The organism is Saliphagus sp. GCM10025317 (assembly GCF_042663665.1).
In the GTDB taxonomy this organism is placed as follows: domain Archaea; phylum Halobacteriota; class Halobacteria; order Halobacteriales; family Natrialbaceae; genus Natronosalvus.
The window spans coordinates 1,256,549-1,277,282 of the sequence record NZ_JBHTAQ010000007.1; the positions used below are offsets into that span (position 1 = coordinate 1,256,549).

Consider the following 20,734-nt stretch of genomic DNA (forward strand, 5'->3'; position numbering starts at 1 on the left):
ATGGAACACCACTCCGATCACGACGGTCATGACGATTCTCGAAACTCAACTCGAGAAATGGACGCCGCCGGACACGCCGTGCCGGCCGGCCTCTCGCTCGCCGCGAACGGTCTCCGACTCGTTCCGTCAGAGACGCGATTCGATCCGGGAGAGCGGACGAACTGGTCGTTCCAAATCGTCGAGGACGGGTCGGTCGTGACCGACTTCGAGACCGCCCATGGGCAGCGCGCTCACCTCATCGTGGTGCGTCGAGATTTGACCCGGTTTCAGCACCGCCACCCCGAACTGGAGTCGGACGGAACCTGGCGACTCGAGCGGCTCACGTTTCCCGACCCAGGCGTCTATCGTGCGTTTGTGGACGTGGTCGTCGACGGGCGGGCGACGACGCTCGGGTACGACCTGTTCGCCTCCGGCGACGATGGTGTCGAGCCGCGACCCGGATCGTCGCGACGCGATGCCGCGGACGGGTACGAAGTCGAACTCCTGGCGGACGACGTCGAAGCCGGCGAAACCGCCGAGCTGGAGTTCGAGGTCCTGACGGAGGACGGGGCCGTCGCCCGCTTAGACCGATACCTTGGTGCGCTCGGTCATCTCGTCGCGCTACGGGAAGGCGATCTGGCATACCTCCACGTTCACCCGGAGGAGACAGCTGCCGAGAGCGGTCACGCGGCGTTCCGCGTACGATTTCCAACGCCCGGTCGGTACCGGCTGTTCCTCCAGACCAAACCCGCTGGAACCCTGATCACGACGCGATTCGACGTTCGCGTCGAAGCGTAACGGGTACCGGAGTCTCGCCGCAGGCCTACCCCGTCGCTGGTCGAGTCCAATCGCGACTCGGGTCCCGTCCCCGTGACGCAACGCAAAAATAGCGGACCCCCGTACGTCGAGGTGATACGAGGATGACGCTCTCCGAGGAGGCTCGCGATCGACTGGCGGACGTGGTGGAGCTACAGCCGACGAAAAACAGCGAGTTGCAGGATCGATGGAACCTCGAGAGCGGGAGCGAGGTCCACCAGTTCCTCGAGAACGAGCTGGGTGACTACTACTTTCGGGACGACAACAGCCTGATCCGGGCGACCCCCGAGGCGGCAGACCTGGTCGACGTCGAACCCGGCGTCGTCAGCGAGGAAGGCGAGGGACCGCCCTCGCGGATCCGCGTCCCCGAACTCCAGGCGCAAATCGTCGAGGTACTCGCCGGACCCGAGGAGCGTTCCCAGAGCGTCGTCGCCGTCCTCCACGCCCTCCGGGACGCGTTCGACGTCGACCCCGACGTCGAGGACGTCCGATCCGGTCTCCAGAGTCTCCGGCGCAAGGACGTCGTCGACGTCGAGTATCGGACGGTTCCCACGTTCCGACTCGCCGTCGAGCGCGACGACCTCGAGGTCGACGTCTCGAGGTGACTGCCCGCGAGTTCGAGGTCTTGTACCGATTGCCGGCGAACGCGAGGTCGCCGTCTCGAGGTAACTGCCACGACCGTCGGTCCGGAGACCGCACACTACCGGGCGTCTTTTTATCCCACGAGCGAGTCGGGCCGGTATGGACCGCAGCGAACTCGCACCCCTGATCGACCACACCGTCCTCGGCCCCGAGACGACGCCGTCCGACGTCGAACGCGTCCTGGACGAGGCTGCAGAACACGGGATGAACGCCTGCATTCCGCCGTACGCGGTCGAAGGTGCCGCCGAAACCCACCCGAACGTCACGCTCGCGACCGTCATCGGCTTCCCACACGGCCAGCACGACCACGAGGTGAAACACCTCGAGGGCGAACTCGCCTGGAAGGCCGGTGCCGACGAACTCGACGTGGTAATCAACGTCGGTCTCCTGCAAGCCGGCGAGACGGACGCTGTCGAGGCCGAACTCGAGGAACTGGTCGCGGCCGTCCCAATCCCCGTCAAGGTGATCATCGAGACGGCGCTGCTGACCGACGAGGAGAAGCGCGCGGCCTGCGAGGCGGCGAAGGCGGCAGACGCGACGATGGTCAAGACGTCGACCGGGTTCGCCGACGGCGGGGCCACCGTCGCGGACGTGGAACTGATGAGCGAGTACCTCCCCGTCAAGGCGAGCGGCGGCGTCGGGAGTTACGAAGAAGCCCTGGACATGATCGACGCCGGCGCCGAGCGAATCGGCGCCTCGAGCGGGGTGGTGATTCTCGAGGGGGCCCCGGACGCCTGATCGGTGTCAGTAACCGGTCTCGAGGGAGCGTCCCGTTCAATCCCAGGCGCGAGGCCAGGTATCCGACGCGCGCATTCCCGGTTCGTAGTGCTGTTCTCGAAACGCCTCCCGGAGATCCGCGCCGTCGATTCGGGGCGGGGTTCGCCTCGAGAGTTTGCGAACCAGGGCTGCCGCGAGCATCGCGTGCGTTCGGACGTTTCGCGGATCGACCTTGTCACGAGTGTCGGCGGCCGTGTGTCCCCAGCCACGCCCTCGTTCGCCGCCGCCGGCCGGTTCGCTGTGTAACTGGAGGGCGGGCACGCCGGCCCGGAGGAACGGCCAGTGGTCGCTGAACGGATGCGGATCGGGTTCGTGAACGACGAGCTGACCGTAGCGTTCCCCGATTTCGGTCGCTAGCGCCCGCATCTCTTCTGAGGCGTGGGAGCACGCCTGCAAATTCCGAAACCGGCCCGCCCCGTCGACGTTCACGACGGCGCGGACGGACTCGAGGTCGAGGCGCTCGGCCAGGGCTTCGGCGCCCAGTAGCCCAATTTCCTCGCAGCCAACGGCGGCGACGCGGACCCGACACCCGAGGTCCGACTCGACAGCGTCAAGGATCGAGGCTGCCCCGAGGACCGTCGCGACGCCACAACCGTTGTCGAGGGCTCCTTCGGCGACGTCGTGGGCGTCGTAGTGAGCCAGCAGGAGGAGTTCGTCGTCAGTGTCCGGGCCGAGGGTGCCGACGACGTTCTGGCTCGAGCCGTCCGTGGTCGTCGCCTCGACGCGCAGGCTGGCCCGGGTGTTTTCGGATTCGTCCGCGTCAACCGCCGGCGAATCGGCGTACTCCGTCAACCAGTCGTGGGTCTCCGCACTGACGCCGATTCCGGGGATGGCTGCCTCGCGGTCGAACCGTAACGACCCGGTCGGTGGTAGTTGTCCGGGAACGTGGTTGGCGAAGACGAACCCGCGCGCTCCGGCGTCGACGGCGTGGCCGAACTTCTCCATGCGGTGGACGAAACGCTGGCCGGCCGGGGTGGTGGTACTCGCGACGACGATGGCTCCCTCGACGGCCTCGCCCGCGTCGTCGATTTCCTCCGGGGTCCCGTAGCCGACGTCGACCAGCGGCGCCTCGAGGTCCGCCGCCGGGGCGTACGGGAGCGCGAGCGCCTCGAACTCGCGTTCGACGGGCTCGGTAACGGTGAACGTCGTCTCCCCGCGCTCCCAGTACTGGATCGGGAACGACTCGAGACCGACGTTCGCCACGCTGACGCGTTCGAACGCCTCGGCGACGAGGTCGGCCGCTGCCCGTTCGCCCGGCGACCCGCCCATGCGGCTCTCGAGCTGGGTGAGTTTGGTCAACAGCGCCCACGGTCGGTCGTCGGACCAGGCCCGCCCGAGTGCCCGTTCGAGCCGACCCGAGTCGTCCGGTTCCGTCGGTGTGGTCATGCTCGACACCTGGATTCGAATCGAGAAAGTCGTTGGGTTGGCTCGAGAGATGGGTAGTGCCCAACTATCCAAATCCTTACACAAAAGTTGCTCGATTCACTCGACCGTGTCATGCCTCCCCAACCCCGTGAGACGGTCACAGACGCACGATACTGTCCCCCATGAGTCGTGTATTCACGCAAGTACTATCACAATCTCGAGCGTATCAGTAAATATGAACACAGGACTCGTCGTCGTCGACGACACGGACCGACATCGATCGCTGCTCGAGACCGCGGGCGAACTCGCCGCCGGGGCGGACGCCGAACTCGTCTTACTTCCCATGACCACGACGGACGAGGTCAACGCCGAACGCGAGGCAATCGGCCAGGTCAGCGACGCTCACGTCGCCGCCTACGGTACGGATACGATCGAAAACCGCCTCTCCCACAATACTGGCCAGCTGGCACGGGAAGCACTCGAAACCGTCGAGGGCGAGATCGACTTCACCGTCGTCCCGAAAATCGTCGACGCGAACACGGAGGCGACGGCGATTCTCGACGCCGCCGAGGAACACGGCTGCGATCACATCTTCCTCGTCGGCCGCAAGCGCTCCCGGACCGGAAAGGCCCTCTTCGGCAGTCTCGCCCAGACGATCATGCTCACCTTCGACGGGCAAGTGACCGTCGAACTCGAGTAAGCCACGCCAGCCTACGATTTTCGCGTCCCGGCGTTCGACCCGTATCGACAGCCTCTTTCACCCGCCGCGCTCGAGTGTGGATATGACCGACTACTTCGAAGTCCACGCGCGCGACGGGGCCGCGCGCCTGGGCGAACTCCGCCTCGAGACGCCGCGGACGACCCCGGCGCTCGTCGGCGACCTGCTCGAGGACGGCGGCTCGCTGTGGGCGGCCGACCGCGGCGTTCCGAACGGCGACGAGTCTTCGCTGACCGTCCTGCCCCACCGTGGCTTTCCCGGTGGGACGGCCGACCCCGTTCGCGAATCGTTCGCCGTCGACTACCCCGACGTCTCCTATCCGAGCGTCGCCGTCATCTCGAGCGCCAGCCCCGCCGACGAGGGAACCGACGCCTACGCCGTCTCCGACGTGCAGTCGGTCGTCGGCCACGGGGCCGCGCTCGTCGAGGCCGTGGTGTCGGTCCGGGAGGCCATCCCGTCCGACACCGCACTGGTCTTCTCGGGCGTCGCGACCCCCCGAAACGTCGGCCTGCTCGCCTACGCGGGCGTCGACTGCTTCGACGCCGCCAGAGCGACGATCAAGGGCACCCAGGGCAAGTACCTCACCACCGAGAGCGAGTACTTCCTCGAGGACCTCGAGGAGTTGCCGTGTTCGTGCCCGGCCTGCCAGGGTCCTCGCGAGGAGTTCACGCGAGCGGACTGCGCCGAGCACAATCGGAACGCCCTGGCCGCGGAACTCGCGATCGTTCGCCAGCGGATCCGGGACGGCCGCCTGCGCGACTACGTCGAAGGCCAGGCTCGCCAGGAACAGTGGCTCACCGCCGCGATGCGCGAACTCGACGCGCAGTGGACCTACCTCGAGGAGCGAACGCCCATCCTCCGGGAGGCGGACCTCGACGCCGCGACCGGAGACACCCTCCGGCGCGTCGAGATCCAGCGCTTCGCCGACCGCGTGACCAGTCGCTACCGCAACCGGTTCGACGCGCCGCTCGTGCTCGTTCCCTGTTCGGCCCGGAAACCCTACAGCGAGTCCCAGAGCCACAGCCAGTTCCACCGGGCAATCCAGTGGCGTGCCCACCTCGTCTCGATGACCTCGCCCATCGGCGTCGTCCCCCAGGAACTCGAGACGACCTACCCGGCCCAGCACTACGACACCGTCGTCACGGGGCGGTGGTCAGAGGACGAGAAAGGGTTCGTCGCCCGCGTCCTCCGGCGCTACCTCGAGCGCAACCCGTACCCGCGAATCGTCGCCCACGTGCCCGACGAGGGCTATCGCGACATCGTCGAGCGCGTCCAGGACGAACTCGACCTTGAGGTGACCTACACGGTCGACCGAGGCGCCCATCCGACCGACGACGAGTCCCTGGCAAATCTGAGCGACGCCCTCTCGGGCGAGTCCGCCTATCAGAAGCGCGAACGCGAGCACAACACCGTCCGGGCGCTCGCGGACTATCTACTCGGCGACGGCGCCGGCGACGACCTCTTCGAGGAGTTCCGAACGACGAGTCACTATCCGCGCCTCCAGATTCGAGATACCGATTCCGAGGAGACGCAACTGGCGACGATGGTCCCCCAGTACGGCACCCTGTCGTTCACGCTCGAGGGCGCGAGACGCTGGGCCGAGAGCGACGCGCCGACGAAGCACCTCGAGATCGACGGCTTCGTTCCGCAGGGAAGCGTCCTGGCGCCGGGGGTCGTCGACGCCGACGAGGACATCCGCGTGGGCGACGAGGTCGTCGTCGAGGGTCCGAAGGCCTTCGGCGTCGGCCGCGCCGAGATGTTCGGCCGCGAGATGGTCGAGAGCACACGGGGCGTGGCCTGTGAGATTCGCCACGTCGAGGAGAAATAAAAATCGGTAACTCGACGGTTCTCGAGGCAACAACACTGAAGAAACCACCCTTCGTAGCCACTCGTAGATGGCCTACTATCGGGCGACCGTGTTCGGCGAGGTCACGCTCACCGAAGGCGTCGACGAACTGATCCGCGGCGAGTGGGCGTTCGAGAGCCGCTACAATAATTCGACGGAGGCGTGACCCGCTCGCCGCGATGAGCACGCTCGCGTTTCTCACGTTCGGCTGTTTCGCCCTCGGGGCGAGTGCACTCGTATTCGTGCTCGTGGCCAATCTCGAGCCACAGCCGGAGTATCCGCCAATCATGACGACCACGATGCGGATTATCGGCGGGCTCATCGCCCTGTCTGGCGGCGTGCTGGGGTTCGTCTTCCTGGGGTACGCGTTCCTCTCGTACACTGGTCTGTGAGTCGTTCCGGTACGTTTGCATTTTGAAACCACCGCGACATCTCGAATGCTCGGCATGACGTTTCGATGTCCACGGTAGCCGCCAGGTCGTCGCGACGCTTGCTCGAGTTATGGTAGCTGTCGGATCGTCGCAATACTCGCTCGAGCCACGGGTACGCCGTCAGGTCGTCCCCGGGAGACCGTCACGTAGACCATAACTATTCATTTCTGCCCGTCGAACTTAGCCCGATGGACCGCTCTCCGGAGAATCGACCGGTACTGGTCGCGGTCGCGAATCCCGAACACGCCGAGCAACTTGTTCGGACCGCCAGCGACCTCGCCCGCCTCCTCGAGAGCTACGTCACCATCGTTTCGGTCGCCGTCAAACCCAGTTCCTCGCCGTTCTCGGTATACAAGGACGAAACGATCGTCGAACGCTTCGCCCAGGATACCCAGGAACTCCTCGACGCGGCAATCACGGTGGCCCCCGAGGACGTCCCGATCGAACGCGAGATCGTCGTCGGTCGGACGATCGCCGACGGCGTGCTCAAGGCGATTAGACGCACCGACGCGCGCGCGCTCGTCATCGGGTGGCACGACAGTCGGAGTCGAACCGACGCGATCCTCGGCACGAACCTCGACCAACTCATCGAGAACGCACAGTGTGACCTCTACGTCGAGCGAATCGGCTACGAAGCGAACGGTGTCGATTCGATCCTGGTGCCGGTGGCCGGCGGTCCCCACGTTCGACCGGCGACGCTCGCGGCGAAGGCCATCGCCGCCCGCAACGACGCGACGGTGCACCTCCTCTCGGTCGTCGAACCGGACGTCGACGAGGACGCCGCGCGCGACCACCTCGAGGCAGGGGTGCAGTTGCTCGAGGATGCGCCCGATTCCGTCTTCGGTCCCGATATCCGGGTCGAGACGGCGGTTCGAACCGGCGAGGACGTTCCCGTGACGATAGCGGAACTGGCACCCGATCACGACGTGATCGTCTTCGGCGTGACGCGCCAGGGGGCGATTCAGCGGCGACTCGTCGGATCGATTCCTCAGCGGGTCATCCCTCGAATCGACGAGACGGTCATCCTCGCGCGTTCGGGTGCCGTCGTTAGCCCGTCTCGTCTCGAGAAACTCAGGGGATTCTGGAGACGAGGGTAACGGTGGCGACGATGCTGGAACTGACGGTCGTACCGGCGGCGACGTTGACGTTCTGGACGTTCGTCGGACTCGCGACGATCGCGTGCCTGTTCATGGCGTGGTCACTCGGTGCGAACAGCAATTCGCCCCCGTTCGCGCCGGCGATCGGTGCCAACGCGGTTTCGACGCTCCGATCCGCCTTCCTGATTGGAATTCTCGCTGCAGCGGGTGCCGTCACGCAGGGCGGAAGCATCTCCGAGACGGTCGGCGCCGAACTCATCCGCGGCGTCGCGATCACGCCGCTGGCCGCGACGACGGGACTGCTGGTCGCAGCGACGTTCATGTCGTTCGGCGTCTACTCCGGCTATCCGGTTCCGGCCGCTTTCGCGACGACTGGCGCGATGGTCGGCGTCGGCCTCTCGCTTGGCGGCGACCCGGCGTTCGGCACGTACCGACGAATCATTACGTTCTGGTTGTTCGTCCCACCGTCGTCGGGCGGTATCGCGTTCTTGACGGCGAAACTCCTCCGCAGAGACGACATCCCGGAAACCGTCGGCGTTCCGGTGCTGGCGGCCGTCGTCGCGGGTATTCTCGCCAACATTCGACTCGGGGTGATCCCCCACCCCGACCGCTCGCAGGGGTCGGTCGCGGAACTGGTCTCACACGCGCTCGGGAGCCCGACCGTCCTCGGCGTCGATCCGTCCGTCGTCGGTGCGACCGTCGTGTTCGCCGCCCTCGGCTTTCAGTTCATCCGTCGGAAGGTGGTCGCGTCGGTCGAACGGGGTATTCGGTCCTTCCTGCTCGTCCTGGGCGCCATCGTCGCGTTCAGCAGCGGCGGAAGCCAGGTCGGTCTGGCGACCGGGCCGCTCGAGGCGCTCTACGGGACCGAACTCGGGCTCCCGAGCGTCGTGTTACTCGTCATCGGAGCGTCGGGAATTCTGGCGGGGGCGTGGATGGGGGCGCCGCGATTGCTGCAGGCGACGTCGCGAGAGTACGCCCAGCTGGGGGTTCGGCGCTCGATTGCGGCGCTCGTACCGGGGTTCGTCATCGCCCAGACGGCGATCGCGCTGGGCATTCCGATTTCGTTCAACAACATCATCATATCGGGGGTGATCGGCGGTGGACTGGCCGCCGGATCTGCCGGCGTCTCCCGGCGAAAAATCGGGGTGACGGTGCTCTTCTGGGTGCTCACGCTGGTCACGTCTATTGGGATTGGATTCGGACTCTATCGGCTGTTGTCGTCGCTTCTCGGGACGAGTTGAGGAGACGGAAGGGGCGTTCACCGTCGCCAGTCGACCGTCACCGAACGACCGTCACCGACACGGGCGCCTCGCCGACCACGGTCGTCGCCACGGTGCCGAGCAGGCGGCGAACGGCGCCCATCCTGGGGCCGCCGTGACCGCCCAGCACGACGTGATCGATGTCTTCGGCATCGACGAATGCGAGGATCGTTTCGGCCGGTTCGCCGGTCTCGACGACCGTTTCGATCGTCCGCTCCTTCGGCGAAACCTGGCGACGAGCGCGCCGAATCGCCTCCTCGGCATGGGTGCGTGCCGCCTCGAGTCGCTCCTCGTCGGCCTCCAGTACGCCGCCTTCGCTCATGGTCGCGTCGAGCGGGGTGACGACGTTCAATACAGTGACGGGGCAGTCGAAGGTCTCGAGGGCGTGTGCGAGCGCATCGTCGGCTAACGGTGAGCCATCCAGCGGGACGAGCACGTGTTCCGGAGCCACGCGTTCTCGTTCGGGGGCCACCGGCTTGTATATCCCCCTGGTTGATGCGACCGGATTCCGGGTAAACGAAAGCGACCGTTCCGCGAGCCGAACACCGTCACCCGGCCCGAAAGCGTGCTTTCAAGTCCGACGACGCGAAAGCGACCACCATGAGTCAGACCCCAGCCCCCGGCGATCGAATCCGCGTCGATCGTGCGGGCCGGACGTACGAGGGCGTACTGCTCCCCTCGAGCACCGACGAGCACGTCGTGGTGAAACTCGAGGGCGGGTACAACGTCGGTATCGACCGCGAGGAGGCAGCCCTCGAGGTGCTCGCCGAGGACGTCTACGACGTCGAGAGCGCGCAAGCGGAGTCCGATGCCACCTCCGAGATCGAGTTCGACGAGGACCTCCCCACCATCGCGCTCATCTCGACCGGTGGCACCATCGCCTCGACGGTCGACTACCGGACGGGTGCCGTCACGGCCCAGTTCGACGCCGAGGACGTCCTCCGGGCGGTCCCCGACCTGGCGGGCCGAGCGAACTACCGCGGCCGGGTCGTCGCCAACATTCTCTCGGAGAACATGGAACCGCCGATCTGGCAGGACCTCGCCGAGGCCGTCGCCGAGGAGATCGAAGACGGCGCCGACGGCGTCGTCGTCATGCACGGGACTGACACGATGCAGTACTCCGCGTCGGCGCTCGCGTTCATGCTCGAGACGCCGGTCCCCGTCGTCTTCACCGGTAGCCAGCGCTCGGCCGACCGGCCGTCCTCGGACAACGTGATGAACGCCGTCTGCGCCGTCGAGGCCGCCAAGAGCGACTGCGCGGAGGTACTCGTCTGCATGCACGCGAACGAGAGCGACACGACCTGCGCGCTTCACCGCGGAACTCGGGTCCGAAAGAACCACACGTCGCGCCGGGACGCCTTCGAAACCGTCGGCGCCGAACCGGTCGGCGAGGTCGACTACGACAGCGAGTCGGTCACCTTCCGTGGCGAGTACCGCGAACGCGACGCGGTCGACCTCGCCGTTGAGGCCGACCTCGAGGAGGACGTCGAACTGGTCAAGTTCACTCCCGGCATGGACCCCGCCTTCCTCGACGTCGCCGCAGGGTCGGCGGGTCTGGTCCTCGAGGGAACCGGGCTCGGCCACGTCCACACCGACCTGATTCCGAAGGTCGAGGAACTGGTCGACGAGGGCACGACGGTCGTCGTGACCAGCCAGTGTCTCGAGGGGCGAGTCTGTGACCGCGTCTACGACACGGGCCGGGACCTGCTCGCGGCGGGCGTCCTCGAGGGCGAGGACATGCTGCCGGGCACCGCGAAAGTGAAGCTGATGTGGGCACTGGCGAACGCCGAGGACCCCGAAGAAGCGATGCGAACCTCGCTCGCGGGGGAGATCCAGGAGCGATCCGTCCCGTGGGAGAGCCAGCGGTGAGCCATGCACGACAGTCACACCAAACCTGGCGATGGGGCCGACGCTGACGACACAGACGACGCCCTCGAGATCCGGCAGGCGACGCTCGAGGACCAGGACGCGGTCGTCGAACTGACGAGCGACATCTGGACCGACCGCGGCGGGGACTACCTCCAGTACGTGTACCCGGACTGGCTCGAGGACCTCGACGACGACCACAAGCGGACGTTCCTCGTGGATGCGAGCAGGAGCGACGCCGGCGACGTCTCCGTTGCCGGACTCGTCCAGGCGGTCATGCTCTCGCCCGACGAGGCCTGGTTCCAGGGATTGCGCATTCATCGCGACTACCGCCGTCGTGGCCTCAGCCGACGCCTCAACCGGGCGTGTTTCGACTGGGCGCGCGAAGGTGGGGCGACCGTCGGCCGACTGATGATCTTCTCCTGGAACGCGCCAGCGCTCGGAGCGTCCCGGTCGGCCGGGTACGAACCCGCGACGGAGTTCCGCTGGGCCCACCCCGCCCCCGACCCCGATGCGTCCGGTCCCGATCCGGTGTCGACCGCCGACAACGCGGCCCGGGCGTGGCACTACTGGAACCAGAGCGCGGCTCGAGACCACCTCCAGGGACTGGCGCTCGACCCGGACGAGTCGTGGGCCCTGCGCGAGCTTACTCCTGCCGACTTCGAGCGATTCGCCGCCGACGAGGGCGTGTTCACGGTCGATCGGCCGAGCGGCGTCGCCGGCGTGAGTTACCGCAATCGAACCTACGACCGGGAAACGGAGGCGGGCGAGACCGAACACTGGGTCGAATACGGCGTCAGCGCCTGGGACGACGTGGACGCCGCCCGCTCGCTGTTCGTCGCGATTGCCAGGGACGCCGCTTGCCTCGAGGCCGACCGGACGCGCGTCCTGATCCCTGAAACGGTCGAAACCGTCAGCGACGCCTCGTTCGCGGGTGCGCCGATTTCAGACGAACCGGATTTCGTCCTCGAGATAGATCTCAGCGGCTCTCACGGACGGGTCGAGTGAAGGCACGACTCGATACGGACGCGCGCTCGAGTCGGCGTTCGAATCGGAATCCACCATTTCTACCTCCGAAACACAACTTACCGTCTCCACCGCGACACGACGAAAGGGTTAACTGTCGAGACTCGGAGCCTCGAGTATGTCGCTCGGAGACACTCTGTTTACCTACGAGGAGAAACAGCTTCCACCGATCGTCGTGATTACGACGGTGCTGTTGATCGTCACGCTCGTCGCTGGAGCGGCGATTCGACTGGTGTTGACGCTCCTGTTGTGACTTGCGGGTATTCCGCAGCAGTGACTGTGACCGAAACCTCGGCTGCGACTAAAACTGCAACCGCAACCGAAACTGAAAGATCCCGGCCCCGATCAGCCGCCGCTAACCGGCGGAAACAGCGCCAGTTCGTCTCCCGCCTCGAGTTCCGTCTCGAGTCCCTCCTCCTGTGACCTGACGTCGGCACCGTTGCGAAGGAGGTTGATCTGGGAGCGCAACTCGCCGTCTTCCAGGACGCGCTCGGCCAGCGCCGGTCGGTCCTCGAGCAGGGCGTCGAGGGCGTCCCCGACAGTGTCGCCGGGTTCGGCGGCCACGGACACCTCGCGGTCACCCGCGTGCTCGGCGAGATCGGCGAACAGCTTCCATTCCATGGACGTGGATGTGGACGTGGTCATACTCGCGGCTATCGTCGCTGGAGGCAAGTAGCTACCGCTCCTGTTCCCGTTCCCGCTCTCGTACCCTGGACCGGGCCAGGGCCAGTTCGTCTGGCCGACCCATGACGTAGCAGGCGTCACCGACCTCGAGGCGCCGGTCGCTTTCGGGGAACGGTACCAGCGCAGGAGTCGTCTCCGCACGATTGCCTTCCGACGATTCGAGCACGAGCGGGAGCCCAGGCAGTGTGTCGACTCGAGCGTCGACGAGGGGGTCGTCGGCCTCGACGGAAACCGTCGCGACGGTCGCGTCGGCCGTTCGCAACAGTGCCCGAAGCCCCCGACTCGCGTCGGCCGTGCTTGGTCGCGTCACGAGTCGGAACTCGCGATCGGGTTCGAGGCCGGCGGCGTCGTCTTCGCCGATCGCGAGCGTAACGACGTCCCCCGCGGTCGCCCGGAGGTCGGCCGTCGCGAGTCGGCGACTGTCAGAGCCGTCGGCGGACCAGACCTCGACGACGTCGCCGGGGCTGGCGTCCGGGGCCGGATCGGCGCGGACCGCCATGGCGACCGACCCCGGCGCGAGGGTCGGCCCGATGCCCGACGGAACGCTCCCGACCGCGAGGTGGTCGACCGTCCCGTCCTGGCTCACCTCGAGGTCGACGTGGCCGATGCCGTAATCGGCCTCGAGGCGGTCGACGAGGCGCTCTCGCAGGGCAGCGACGGTGAGTCCGCGGGGAAACAGCAGCGTCTCACCGGCGACGGCCGCTTTCGTGTCGTCGTCGACCGGATCGTAGCCCTCGGCGTCCTCGATCTCGTCGGGGAGGTCGACGGTGATGACCCGCCCGGCTGACCTGACCAGCTGGCTCACGTCGTCGATGGTTCGGGCGGTGGCGACGGTGCCGACGTCGGCCGCCAGTCCATCGCCCGTTCGGCGGCCGCCGTCGGCTGCAATCGCGCTCGCGACGAACGACGCGATGGTAAAGGTCGCCGTCAACGGGTCGAGCACGTCCGCATCCCCCAGGATCGCGGACTGGAGCGCGGTCTGGGTGTTCAGCCACAGGGCGACCGCGACGAGCCCTGACAGAACTGCGACGCCGTCCGGGATGCCGTCGCCACTGTACCATCGGTAGACGAACGCCACGCCGGCGCCGATGGCCCCCGAGAGGACGACGAACCCGAGAATCCGCACGACCGCGTCGAGGACGAGTTCCGACGTTCCCGTCGACACGAGGGGGATTCCGTCGACGAGGAGGTCCGGGTTCGTGAGCGTGGCGTCGATCATCGTACCCCCTCGGTGACGGTCGCTCGCGTGTCGGGCTCGAGGAACGCCTCGACGTCGGGTTCGCGACCGGCGACGTACACCTCGTCGCCGGCCTCGAGCGGTCTCTCGACGTCGGTACCGAACTGCCAGTCTCGCGCGGTGCCAGCGTCGCCCGCGTCCGGCCGCCTGCGGGCGAGACAGACGAGGTCGCTCCCGTCGGAATCGAGTCGACGAGCCGTATCGGCGGTTCGGAGTACGGCCCGTCTAATCGCGTACCCAGCCTCTCGGAGGCGCGCAAACGCCTCGAACGCGTCTTCGGTCGCTCGAGCGCTCACCGTGAGGCGGACCGACTCGGCGCCGAGGACGGTTCTCGCACGTCGTCGTGGCAGGGAGACCGTGATTCGGCCGGTACCCCCGGCGGTGGCGAGTCGGGATGCGTTCGCTGTAGGCGGGGAAACGGGTTCGTCGTCGCTCGAGTGTGCGTCATTCGCGTCATCGGTCGCGGGAGCCTCAGTCGCGTCGTCGGCCGAAAGCGACTCGTCGACCTCCGTCCGAACACTACAGACAGTGCCTCGAACGAGTTCGCCATCGGCGTCGACGACGACTTCGTCGCCGCGAGCCGTCCCGGTCGGGACAAGCGTCGTGAGCGAAACCGCCCGGTGGCCGTCGGGAATCCGTTTCGAGAGGCCGCTCGAGGGCGGCGCGGCGGAGATCGTCGCCTGGCCGCGTTCATCGATGGAGACCTCGACGTCGGCGAGGTCGTGATCCGTCCGGAGGCGTTCCTCGAGGCGAACCGCCAGTTCCGAGAGCGGGAGGTCGGCGGGGAATCGCCACGAACCGGTTTTCAGTGTCGATCGGAGTGCCGGGGACAGCGGCGGGTACCCCTCGAGATCGTGAATCTCGCCGGTGGGTCGGACGGTCACCTGGCCCACGCTGCCAACGAACTCGACGACGTCCGCTGAGAGCGTTCGCTGGCGGAGCGCCGTCAGCGAGAGGTGTCGAGGGAGTTCGGCGCCGAGTTTGTCTCCCTGGTTGTGGGCGTACAGCGCGAGCATCAACACGACCAGAACGGCAACGAGCAGGCGGGGCGACTGGGCGATGTCGGGTTCCACCAGTCCGAGGAGACCGCCCTGGACGCTCGCGATGGACAGGGCCATCACCACGACACCGAAGCCGGGGAGGCCGACGCCGGTGAAGTACCGGACCAGGAAGCCGAGCGAACCGGCGGCGAACGCGGGCACGATGCCGGTCAGCAGTCCCAGGTACAGGCCGAGGAGTATCTCGAGCGGGAGCGTTGCCATGCGTTGTGACAGTCACGGATCGGATAAACCAGTACCGACCGCGGCGAGCGCCTCGAGTCGCCGCGGGCGACGAGCGGTCGGAGCAATCGGTACCGAAACCGTGTTCGTTTAATCGCTGGCCGACGACACCTCGAGTATGGTCGGCGAGCGCGTGGCCCGGCGACTGCCACAGAACTGGACCTGGATCGTCGGGACGCGAGCGGCAGTGCTTCTCTCGCTGGCCGTTGCCCTATTGTCGGTCGCGACCGGCATCGTCAACATCGAGCAACCGGCCGCGGATTTCGGGCCCGTCGCTACCTACGTTCCGTCGATCGTCCAGCAGGGCGTCGGCTTCACCGGCGCGCTGACGGGGTTTCTGATGGTCGCGAGCGCGCTCGCGCTCCGGCGCGGCCTGCGGGTCGGTTGGTACGCAACCGTCGTCTTGCTCCCGATGACGGCGATCCAGGGGCTCCTCCAGGCGAGCCCCTATTCGATTCCGCTGGTCGTCCTCTCGCTGATTTCGCTCCCGACGGTGCTCGTCACTCGCCGACAGTTCGACCGCGAACTCGGGCTGACGACGACCCAGCTAGCAGCGGGCGGGGCGCTCGTCGGCGTCCAGGCCTACGGCACCTTCGGCGCGTTCGCCCTCCGGGAGGACTTCGACGGCATCTCGAACCTCCTCGATGCCTTTTACTTCACGCTCGTCACCTCGAGCACCGTCGGCTACGGCGACATCGGCCCGACCTCGCCGGACGCACAGCTGTTCACCATGTCCGTCGTCGTCCTCGGCGTCGCCAGCTTCGGTATCGCCATCGGGGCGCTGGTCGGCCCGGCGATTCAGGCGCGGATCACGAAAACACTCGGAAAGATGACAGAATCACAGCTCGAACTCCTCGAGAACCACATCCTCGTCCTCGGTTACGGCGAGTTGACCGAACCGATCGTCGACGAACTCAACGCGGCCGGCCGCTCGTTCGTCATCGTCACGAAGGACCGCGAGGCGGCGACCGAGCTCGCCGAACGGGACATCCCCGTCGTGACGGGTGACCCGAGCGACGAAGCACCCCTCGAGCGCGCCCACATCGAGCGCGCAGTCGCCGCCGTCGTCGCGACGAACCACGACGCCGAAGACGCGCTCTCGGTACTCACTGCGCGCGAACTCGCCTCAGACCTGCGAATCGTCGCGGCGGCGACCGATCGGGAGAACACGACCAAACTCGAGCGCGCCGGTGCGGACGCCGTGATCAGCCCGGCTGTCCTGGGCGGGAGTCTGCTGGTTCGCTCGGCCCTCGGGAGCGACAATTCGGCGCTGATCGATCGGATACTCGAAGACGAGGAGTCGTGACTCGGCGCTGATCGATTACGTTCTCGAGGACGAGTGGCGACGTCGAAAAGCGAACGCCAACTACGCGTTCGAAAGTCGGTTCGGGCTCAGTGTCTGGCCGGGCGAAGTCGGTATCGACGCTTCGTTCCCGGCAGCCGGACCGTCTCGAGGGTCCGTACCATACGCACGAGTCGAGCGGCCGTGAGCGCCCCGACGGCGCCACCGATCGCCGCCAGTGCCGGAATCGGGTACGACAGCGCGACCAGGAACCCGACGAACCCGACCAGCACGGCCAGGGAGACGACGAAATGCGGGACCGACGCGACGTGGACGCGTTCGATGTGGGGGTAGTGTGGCATCATACAGGTACTGGTAGGATCGACACCCGCATAAGTGTAATCTAAAGATCATTTCTGTAACGCGGGTTACTGAAATTCGCTTCGGTAACGGGCAGTGAACGTCGTCACCTGCCCTGGACGCCCGTAAATTCGAAGCGAGCGCCGCCAGTAGCGCTCTCGGCGACCGCGACGTCCCAGCCGTGGGCGTCGGCGATGGCGCGAACGATGGCGAGCCCGAGTCCGGAGCCGTCGGCCGTGGAGGAGACGCCCTGCTCGAGGACGGACTCGCGGCGGTCCGCGGAGATGCCCGGGCCGTCGTCCTCGACGTAGAAGCCGTTTTTGAGCGCGCCGATTCGAACCACGGTCTCCGGTCCGGCGTGCTCGATCGCATTGCGGAAGAGGTTCTCGAGGAGCCGTTTCGCTCGCGCCGGATCGGCACGAATCGTCCGGTTCCCCGAGAGTTCGTAGCTCGAGTCGACCGTCTCGACGACGGCCCACGCCTCCGAGACGAGGTCCACGAGTTGAACCGCCTCTCGGTCGGTGACCTGCGTGCCGTTTCGGGCGACCGACAGGGAATCCTCGATCAACTCGTCCATCCGCTCGAGGGAGTGATCGACCGCCTCGAGGTGGCTCGGGTCGCCCGTCCGATAGGTCTCCTGGAGCCGGCCCTGGGCCACGCTCAGCGGGTTTCGCAGGTCATGGGAGACGACGCTCGCGAACTCCTCGAGGCGTGCGTGCTGTCGTCTGGCCTCGCGGACGGCCGACCGCTGGCGGATTTCGTACAGCCCGGCGACGGTTCCGGCGGCGACCCCGACGGTGCCGCTCATGAGGGTCAGGTACAGCGGCGTCGTGACGCCGGCTCCGTCGAGGCGGAGGACGTGCAGGTGGAGCGCAGTGACGAGTGCAGCGGCCAGGAAGCCGCCGAGGCCGTAGGCGAAGACGGTGAGGCGGTCGCGGACGCCAACGCCGCCCGCGACCAGTCGTCGGTCGGCGAGGACGACGGCCGTCGCCGCGAGCAGCGGGAACGCACTCTCGAGGAGCGCCCGGCTCGAGGCGTTCTCGACGGCGATTCGAAAGCCGATGGTCGCTGCGAGCAGGAGTCCGAGTGCCGAGAGCGGCGACACGGGTAGGCGTTCGCCGAGGTCGGCCACCCAGTCGTCGTCGGCTACGACGCGTTGCACGATGTGGACCTACCCCCAGGAGTGCATCAATCTACGGGATAATCGCGGGCTCGAGTCGATCGAAGAAATCGGTCCGGACGACGGTCAGACGAACAGGAACCGGACGAACACGGCGTACGAAATGACGAGGACGGCCCCGTCGACCCGCGTCAGGCGACGGCCGCGCCACATCATCCCGACGAGTACGAGCGTGAACGCGACCACGAGCGGGAGTTCGAATCGGAGCATGGAGTCCGTGACCGTAATCGGCACGGCGACGGCGAGCAGCCCCAGCACGGCGACGATGTTGTAGATGTTCGAACCGACGACGTTGCCGACGGTGAACTCGGTTTCCCCGCGAGCGGCCCCGACGGCCGAGGCGGCGAGTTCCGGCAGGGACGTCCCAAGCGCGAGGACCGTCACCCCGACGACGAACTCGGAGACGCCCATCGCCAGCAGGAGCGAGGAGCCACCGGAGATCAACCACCGAGAGCCGACGAGCAGGGTGACCAGTCCGGCGAGGACGAAGGCGACGTCGCGCGCGGCGACGCCGTCCCGGCCCCCGTCGGGCATTTCGGCGGCCGCGGGGCTCGAGTTCACGGTGTGGAGGAGATACCCGGTGAACCCGGCCAGCACGGCCAGCAGTATTCCCCCCTCGAGTTTCCCGATCCGTCCGTCGAGGGCGAGCACGGGGAGCAAGACGGCCGCGAGGACCATGAACGGGACGTGGCGGCGCATCATCGCGTCGCTGATCGAGAGCGGTCGGATGAGCGCGGAGATCCCCAGGACGAGGGCGATGTTGGCGATGTTCGACCCGACGACAGTCCCGAAGCCGACGTCCGACGAGACGTCGAGGGCACCCAAGATGGCGACGAACAGTTCGGGGGCAGTCGTCGCGAAGGCGATCACGGTGACGCCGACGGTGGCCGCCCGGAGGCCGAGGCCGAGCGCGAGGTTGCCGGCGCCCTTGACGAGGAGTTCGGCGCCGCCGAAGAGCGCACCGGCGCCGAGAACGAGCAAGAGCGTGGAGAGGAGGGTTCCGTCGACCATCGATACGGGAGTGGTACTCGAGACGGTGGTATAAGGCGTGTGAAACGCGGTCGGTGCGGGTCACCCGATCGCCGGATCGCCAGGAAAGCCTGCCGGAGTCACACCCGTTATACCCGCCCGGGAACCACTCACGCGCATGCAGGTCTTCGGTCTCCTCGGGAATCCGGTCGGCCACTCGCTCTCGCCGCCGATGCACGAAGCCGCCTACGACGCGCTCGACATCGACGCCCAGTACGTCACGTTCGAGCCGGACCCGAACCCGGACGCGCTCGAGCGGGCCATCGACGGGGCGCGGGCGCTCGGAATCGCCGGCTGTAACGTCACGATTCCGTTCAAGCAGGACGCGCTGACGCTCGTCGAACCAGACCCGCTGGCGGTGCGGATCGGCGCGGTGAACACGATCGACTTCTCGCCGGACGGGCCGCCTGCGGGGTACAACACCGACGCCGTGGGCGCCGTCCGCGCGCTCCGCGAACACGACGTCGCCCTCGAGGGAGCGTCGGCGGTCGTGGTCGGCGCCGGCGGGGCCGGTCGGGCCATCGCGTTCGGACTCGCCGACGAAGGGGCTGAGGTGACGGTGGTGAACCGGACAGTGTCGCGCGCCCAGGAACTCGCCGCAGTCGTCCCTGGCGCAACCGCCGGCGGACTCGACAGTCTCCCCGACGTGGTCCCGGATACCGACGTGCTGGTCAACGCGACCAGCGTCGGGATGGACGAGGACGTGTCGCCGGTCCCGGTGGACGCCCTCCACGGCGAACTGACGGTAATGGACGCGGTGTACAGCCCACTGGAGACGCGCCTCCTCCAGGAGGCGAGTGACGCCGGCGCGGCGACCGTCGACGGCGCATGGATGTTGCTCTACCAGGGCATCGAGGCGTTCGAGCAGTGGACGGGACGCGAGGCGCCGGTTGATCGGATGAACGAGGCGCTTCGGTCGCGCCTCTAACTGTCGCAATCCGTGTGCGTAACGGCAACTGTCCGATATCAGACGACTTTAAGTAGCGGTGGTAACTACCCTCCGATAATGGGACTCCTGCAGAAGCTACAGTCGCTTCTCGGCATCGGTGACAGCGACGCCGACGGTCGGCCGGCGGAGAGCCGTGACGGTGGCGTCACAATCGAACGCGAACGAGGCCAGGATTCGGCGACGACGTCGACCGATCTCGGGACGCCGACGGAGGAGGAGACGGCCGAATCGACGACTGGTCCGTCCGACGAAGACGCTGATGAGGACGAAGACGCCGAGACGGACGACGTCGCGGACGAACCGATCGTCGAAGCGGAAAGCGAACTCGCCGACGAAGCCGACGAAGCCGACGAAGCCGACGAAGCCGAAGACGCCACAGCCGAATCGGACGATACAGCCGAATCGAGCGACACGGACGAGGCCGCGGAAACTGCCGCCGCCGGCACCGACGCCTCGAGTTCGACCAACGCGATGACCGAGGTTCCCGACGGCGCCGAGGAAGCCGCCGAACCGGCCGAAGCCACGGGACCGACCAGCGATGACGCGACCCCAGAGGCCAGCAAGGTGCCGGACGATCACAGCCAGGAACCGGTCGACGTCATCAAGGGCATCGGCCCCGCCTACGCCGACCGACTCGAGGGCGCCGGCGTCGAAACCGTCGCCGACCTCGCGACGGCAGACGCCGACTCGCTCTCGGAGGATACGGACATCTCCGCGAAGCGACTCCAGGGCTGGATCGACCGGGCGGAAGTCCGATAACTCGACTCGTTGTTCGGTTTTCCTTTCTGCTTCGAGCGACGCCGACAGTGCAGAGATGCCGTGAAGCTGAGCCGACCCGAGAGTGAGACACCGGGAGGGTGAGACGATACGGACTCGAGCCGCCGCGAGAACCGCAAAAGCGTTAGGCCACC

General features: G+C 67.1%; 22 protein-coding genes and 1 pseudogene. 15 read left to right on the forward strand and 8 right to left on the reverse strand.

Going from position 1 to position 20,734, the window contains the following annotated elements; translation table 11 throughout:
• The first annotated feature begins 57 nt into the window (after positions 1-57).
• The 3 genes from ACFQS4_RS20855 to deoC all read left to right on the forward strand — a co-directional run bounded on the left by ACFQS4_RS20855 (position 58) and on the right by deoC (position 2,175).
• Entirely contained in the window at positions 58-777 is a 720-nt protein-coding gene (locus tag ACFQS4_RS20855) for a DUF8832 domain-containing protein (protein WP_500196182.1), read from the forward strand.
• A gap of 122 nt (positions 778-899) precedes the next feature.
• Positions 900-1,400 (forward strand): DUF5797 family protein, encoded by a 501-nt coding sequence (locus ACFQS4_RS20860; RefSeq protein ID WP_500196184.1) that lies wholly within the window; start codon positions 900-902, stop codon positions 1,398-1,400.
• A 136-nt stretch (positions 1,401-1,536) separates the two neighbouring features.
• Positions 1,537-2,175: a deoxyribose-phosphate aldolase gene (gene deoC / locus ACFQS4_RS20865; RefSeq protein ID WP_500196186.1), complete on the forward strand. Its 639-nt coding sequence runs from the start codon at positions 1,537-1,539 to the stop codon at positions 2,173-2,175.
• Between the two features lie 36 nt (positions 2,176-2,211).
• Here deoC and ACFQS4_RS20870 read toward each other — a convergent pair whose 3' ends face one another.
• Positions 2,212-3,600, reverse strand: coding sequence for a M28 family peptidase (locus ACFQS4_RS20870; RefSeq protein WP_500196188.1), 1,389 nt, complete (start codon positions 3,598-3,600; stop codon positions 2,212-2,214).
• Positions 3,601-3,814: 214 nt separating this feature from the next.
• On the opposite strand from ACFQS4_RS20870, the gene ACFQS4_RS20875 reads away from it, so the two are divergent.
• From ACFQS4_RS20875 to ACFQS4_RS20900, 6 genes and pseudogenes are all read left to right on the forward strand, one after another.
• Positions 3,815-4,279, forward strand: coding sequence for a universal stress protein (locus ACFQS4_RS20875; RefSeq protein WP_500196191.1), 465 nt, complete (start codon positions 3,815-3,817; stop codon positions 4,277-4,279).
• Positions 4,280-4,361: 82 nt separating this feature from the next.
• Complete coding sequence (arcS, locus tag ACFQS4_RS20880; RefSeq protein WP_500196193.1) at positions 4,362-6,125, forward strand: archaeosine synthase subunit alpha; 1,764 nt, start codon at positions 4,362-4,364, stop codon at positions 6,123-6,125.
• 73 nt (positions 6,126-6,198) lie between these two features.
• Positions 6,199-6,309 (forward strand): annotated as a pseudogene (locus ACFQS4_RS20885) (ArsR family transcriptional regulator); the annotation flags it as partial.
• Positions 6,310-6,322: 13 nt separating this feature from the next.
• A complete protein-coding gene (locus ACFQS4_RS20890) occupies positions 6,323-6,535 on the forward strand; it encodes a hypothetical protein (RefSeq protein ID WP_500196195.1) in 213 nt (70 codons plus the stop codon).
• 227 nt (positions 6,536-6,762) lie between these two features.
• Complete coding sequence (locus ACFQS4_RS20895; protein ID WP_500196197.1) at positions 6,763-7,671, forward strand: universal stress protein; 909 nt, start codon at positions 6,763-6,765, stop codon at positions 7,669-7,671.
• An 11-nt stretch (positions 7,672-7,682) separates the two neighbouring features.
• The gene (locus ACFQS4_RS20900) at positions 7,683-8,912 is read left to right on the forward strand and encodes an inorganic phosphate transporter (protein ID WP_500196199.1); all 1,230 of its coding nucleotides are present in this window, start codon (positions 7,683-7,685) and stop codon (positions 8,910-8,912) included.
• Between the two features lie 37 nt (positions 8,913-8,949).
• Here ACFQS4_RS20900 and ACFQS4_RS20905 read toward each other — a convergent pair whose 3' ends face one another.
• On the reverse strand, positions 8,950-9,381 hold the full coding sequence (locus ACFQS4_RS20905) for a universal stress protein (protein WP_500196201.1): 432 nt from the start codon (positions 9,379-9,381) through the stop codon (positions 8,950-8,952).
• Between the two features lie 149 nt (positions 9,382-9,530).
• On the opposite strand from ACFQS4_RS20905, the gene gatD reads away from it, so the two are divergent.
• The 3 genes from gatD (at position 9,531) to ACFQS4_RS20920 (ending at position 12,075) form a co-directional block, all read left to right on the forward strand.
• Positions 9,531-10,799, forward strand: coding sequence for a Glu-tRNA(Gln) amidotransferase subunit GatD (gene gatD / locus ACFQS4_RS20910; protein ID WP_500196204.1), 1,269 nt, complete (start codon positions 9,531-9,533; stop codon positions 10,797-10,799).
• 3 nt (positions 10,800-10,802) lie between these two features.
• Positions 10,803-11,804: a GNAT family N-acetyltransferase gene (locus tag ACFQS4_RS20915; RefSeq protein ID WP_500196206.1), complete on the forward strand. Its 1,002-nt coding sequence runs from the start codon at positions 10,803-10,805 to the stop codon at positions 11,802-11,804.
• A 136-nt stretch (positions 11,805-11,940) separates the two neighbouring features.
• On the forward strand, positions 11,941-12,075 hold the full coding sequence (locus ACFQS4_RS20920) for a hypothetical protein (protein ID WP_256548168.1): 135 nt from the start codon (positions 11,941-11,943) through the stop codon (positions 12,073-12,075).
• A gap of 92 nt (positions 12,076-12,167) precedes the next feature.
• Here ACFQS4_RS20920 and ACFQS4_RS20925 read toward each other — a convergent pair whose 3' ends face one another.
• Genes ACFQS4_RS20925 through ACFQS4_RS20935 form a run of 3 tightly spaced genes read right to left on the reverse strand, consistent with a single transcriptional unit; the run spans position 12,168 to position 15,005 of the window.
• A complete protein-coding gene (locus ACFQS4_RS20925) occupies positions 12,168-12,443 on the reverse strand; it encodes a ubiquitin-like small modifier protein 1 (protein ID WP_253437948.1) in 276 nt (91 codons plus the stop codon).
• Positions 12,444-12,498: 55 nt separating this feature from the next.
• On the reverse strand, positions 12,499-13,725 hold the full coding sequence (locus tag ACFQS4_RS20930; protein WP_500196209.1) for a DUF8167 domain-containing protein: 1,227 nt from the start codon (positions 13,723-13,725) through the stop codon (positions 12,499-12,501).
• Entirely contained in the window at positions 13,722-15,005 is a 1,284-nt protein-coding gene (locus ACFQS4_RS20935; protein ID WP_500196211.1) for a DUF8167 domain-containing protein, read from the reverse strand. Before ACFQS4_RS20935 ends, ACFQS4_RS20930 begins: the two co-directional genes overlap by 4 nt.
• Positions 15,006-15,141: 136 nt before the next feature.
• On the opposite strand from ACFQS4_RS20935, the gene ACFQS4_RS20940 reads away from it, so the two are divergent.
• Positions 15,142-16,329 (forward strand): NAD-binding protein, encoded by a 1,188-nt coding sequence (locus ACFQS4_RS20940; protein ID WP_500196214.1) that lies wholly within the window; start codon positions 15,142-15,144, stop codon positions 16,327-16,329.
• Positions 16,330-16,415: 86 nt separating this feature from the next.
• Here ACFQS4_RS20940 and ACFQS4_RS20945 read toward each other — a convergent pair whose 3' ends face one another.
• The 3 genes from ACFQS4_RS20945 to ACFQS4_RS20955 all read right to left on the reverse strand — a co-directional run bounded on the left by ACFQS4_RS20945 (position 16,416) and on the right by ACFQS4_RS20955 (position 18,856).
• Positions 16,416-16,670, reverse strand: a complete 255-nt coding sequence (locus ACFQS4_RS20945) for a hypothetical protein (protein WP_500196217.1) — start codon at positions 16,668-16,670, stop codon at positions 16,416-16,418.
• Positions 16,671-16,771: 101 nt separating this feature from the next.
• Positions 16,772-17,827: a sensor histidine kinase gene (locus ACFQS4_RS20950; RefSeq protein WP_500196219.1), complete on the reverse strand. Its 1,056-nt coding sequence runs from the start codon at positions 17,825-17,827 to the stop codon at positions 16,772-16,774.
• Between the two features lie 84 nt (positions 17,828-17,911).
• Positions 17,912-18,856 carry a calcium/sodium antiporter gene (locus ACFQS4_RS20955; protein WP_500196221.1) on the reverse strand — a complete coding sequence of 315 codons (945 nt, stop codon included), beginning with the start codon at positions 18,854-18,856 and terminating at the stop codon, positions 17,912-17,914.
• Positions 18,857-18,992: 136 nt separating this feature from the next.
• On the opposite strand from ACFQS4_RS20955, the gene ACFQS4_RS20960 reads away from it, so the two are divergent.
• Together ACFQS4_RS20960 and ACFQS4_RS20965 are read left to right on the forward strand one after the other, a co-directional pair.
• On the forward strand, positions 18,993-19,802 hold the full coding sequence (locus ACFQS4_RS20960) for a shikimate dehydrogenase (protein WP_500196224.1): 810 nt from the start codon (positions 18,993-18,995) through the stop codon (positions 19,800-19,802).
• 78 nt (positions 19,803-19,880) lie between these two features.
• Positions 19,881-20,582 carry a helix-hairpin-helix domain-containing protein gene (locus tag ACFQS4_RS20965; protein ID WP_500196226.1) on the forward strand — a complete coding sequence of 234 codons (702 nt, stop codon included), beginning with the start codon at positions 19,881-19,883 and terminating at the stop codon, positions 20,580-20,582.
• Positions 20,583-20,734 lie beyond the last annotated feature (152 nt).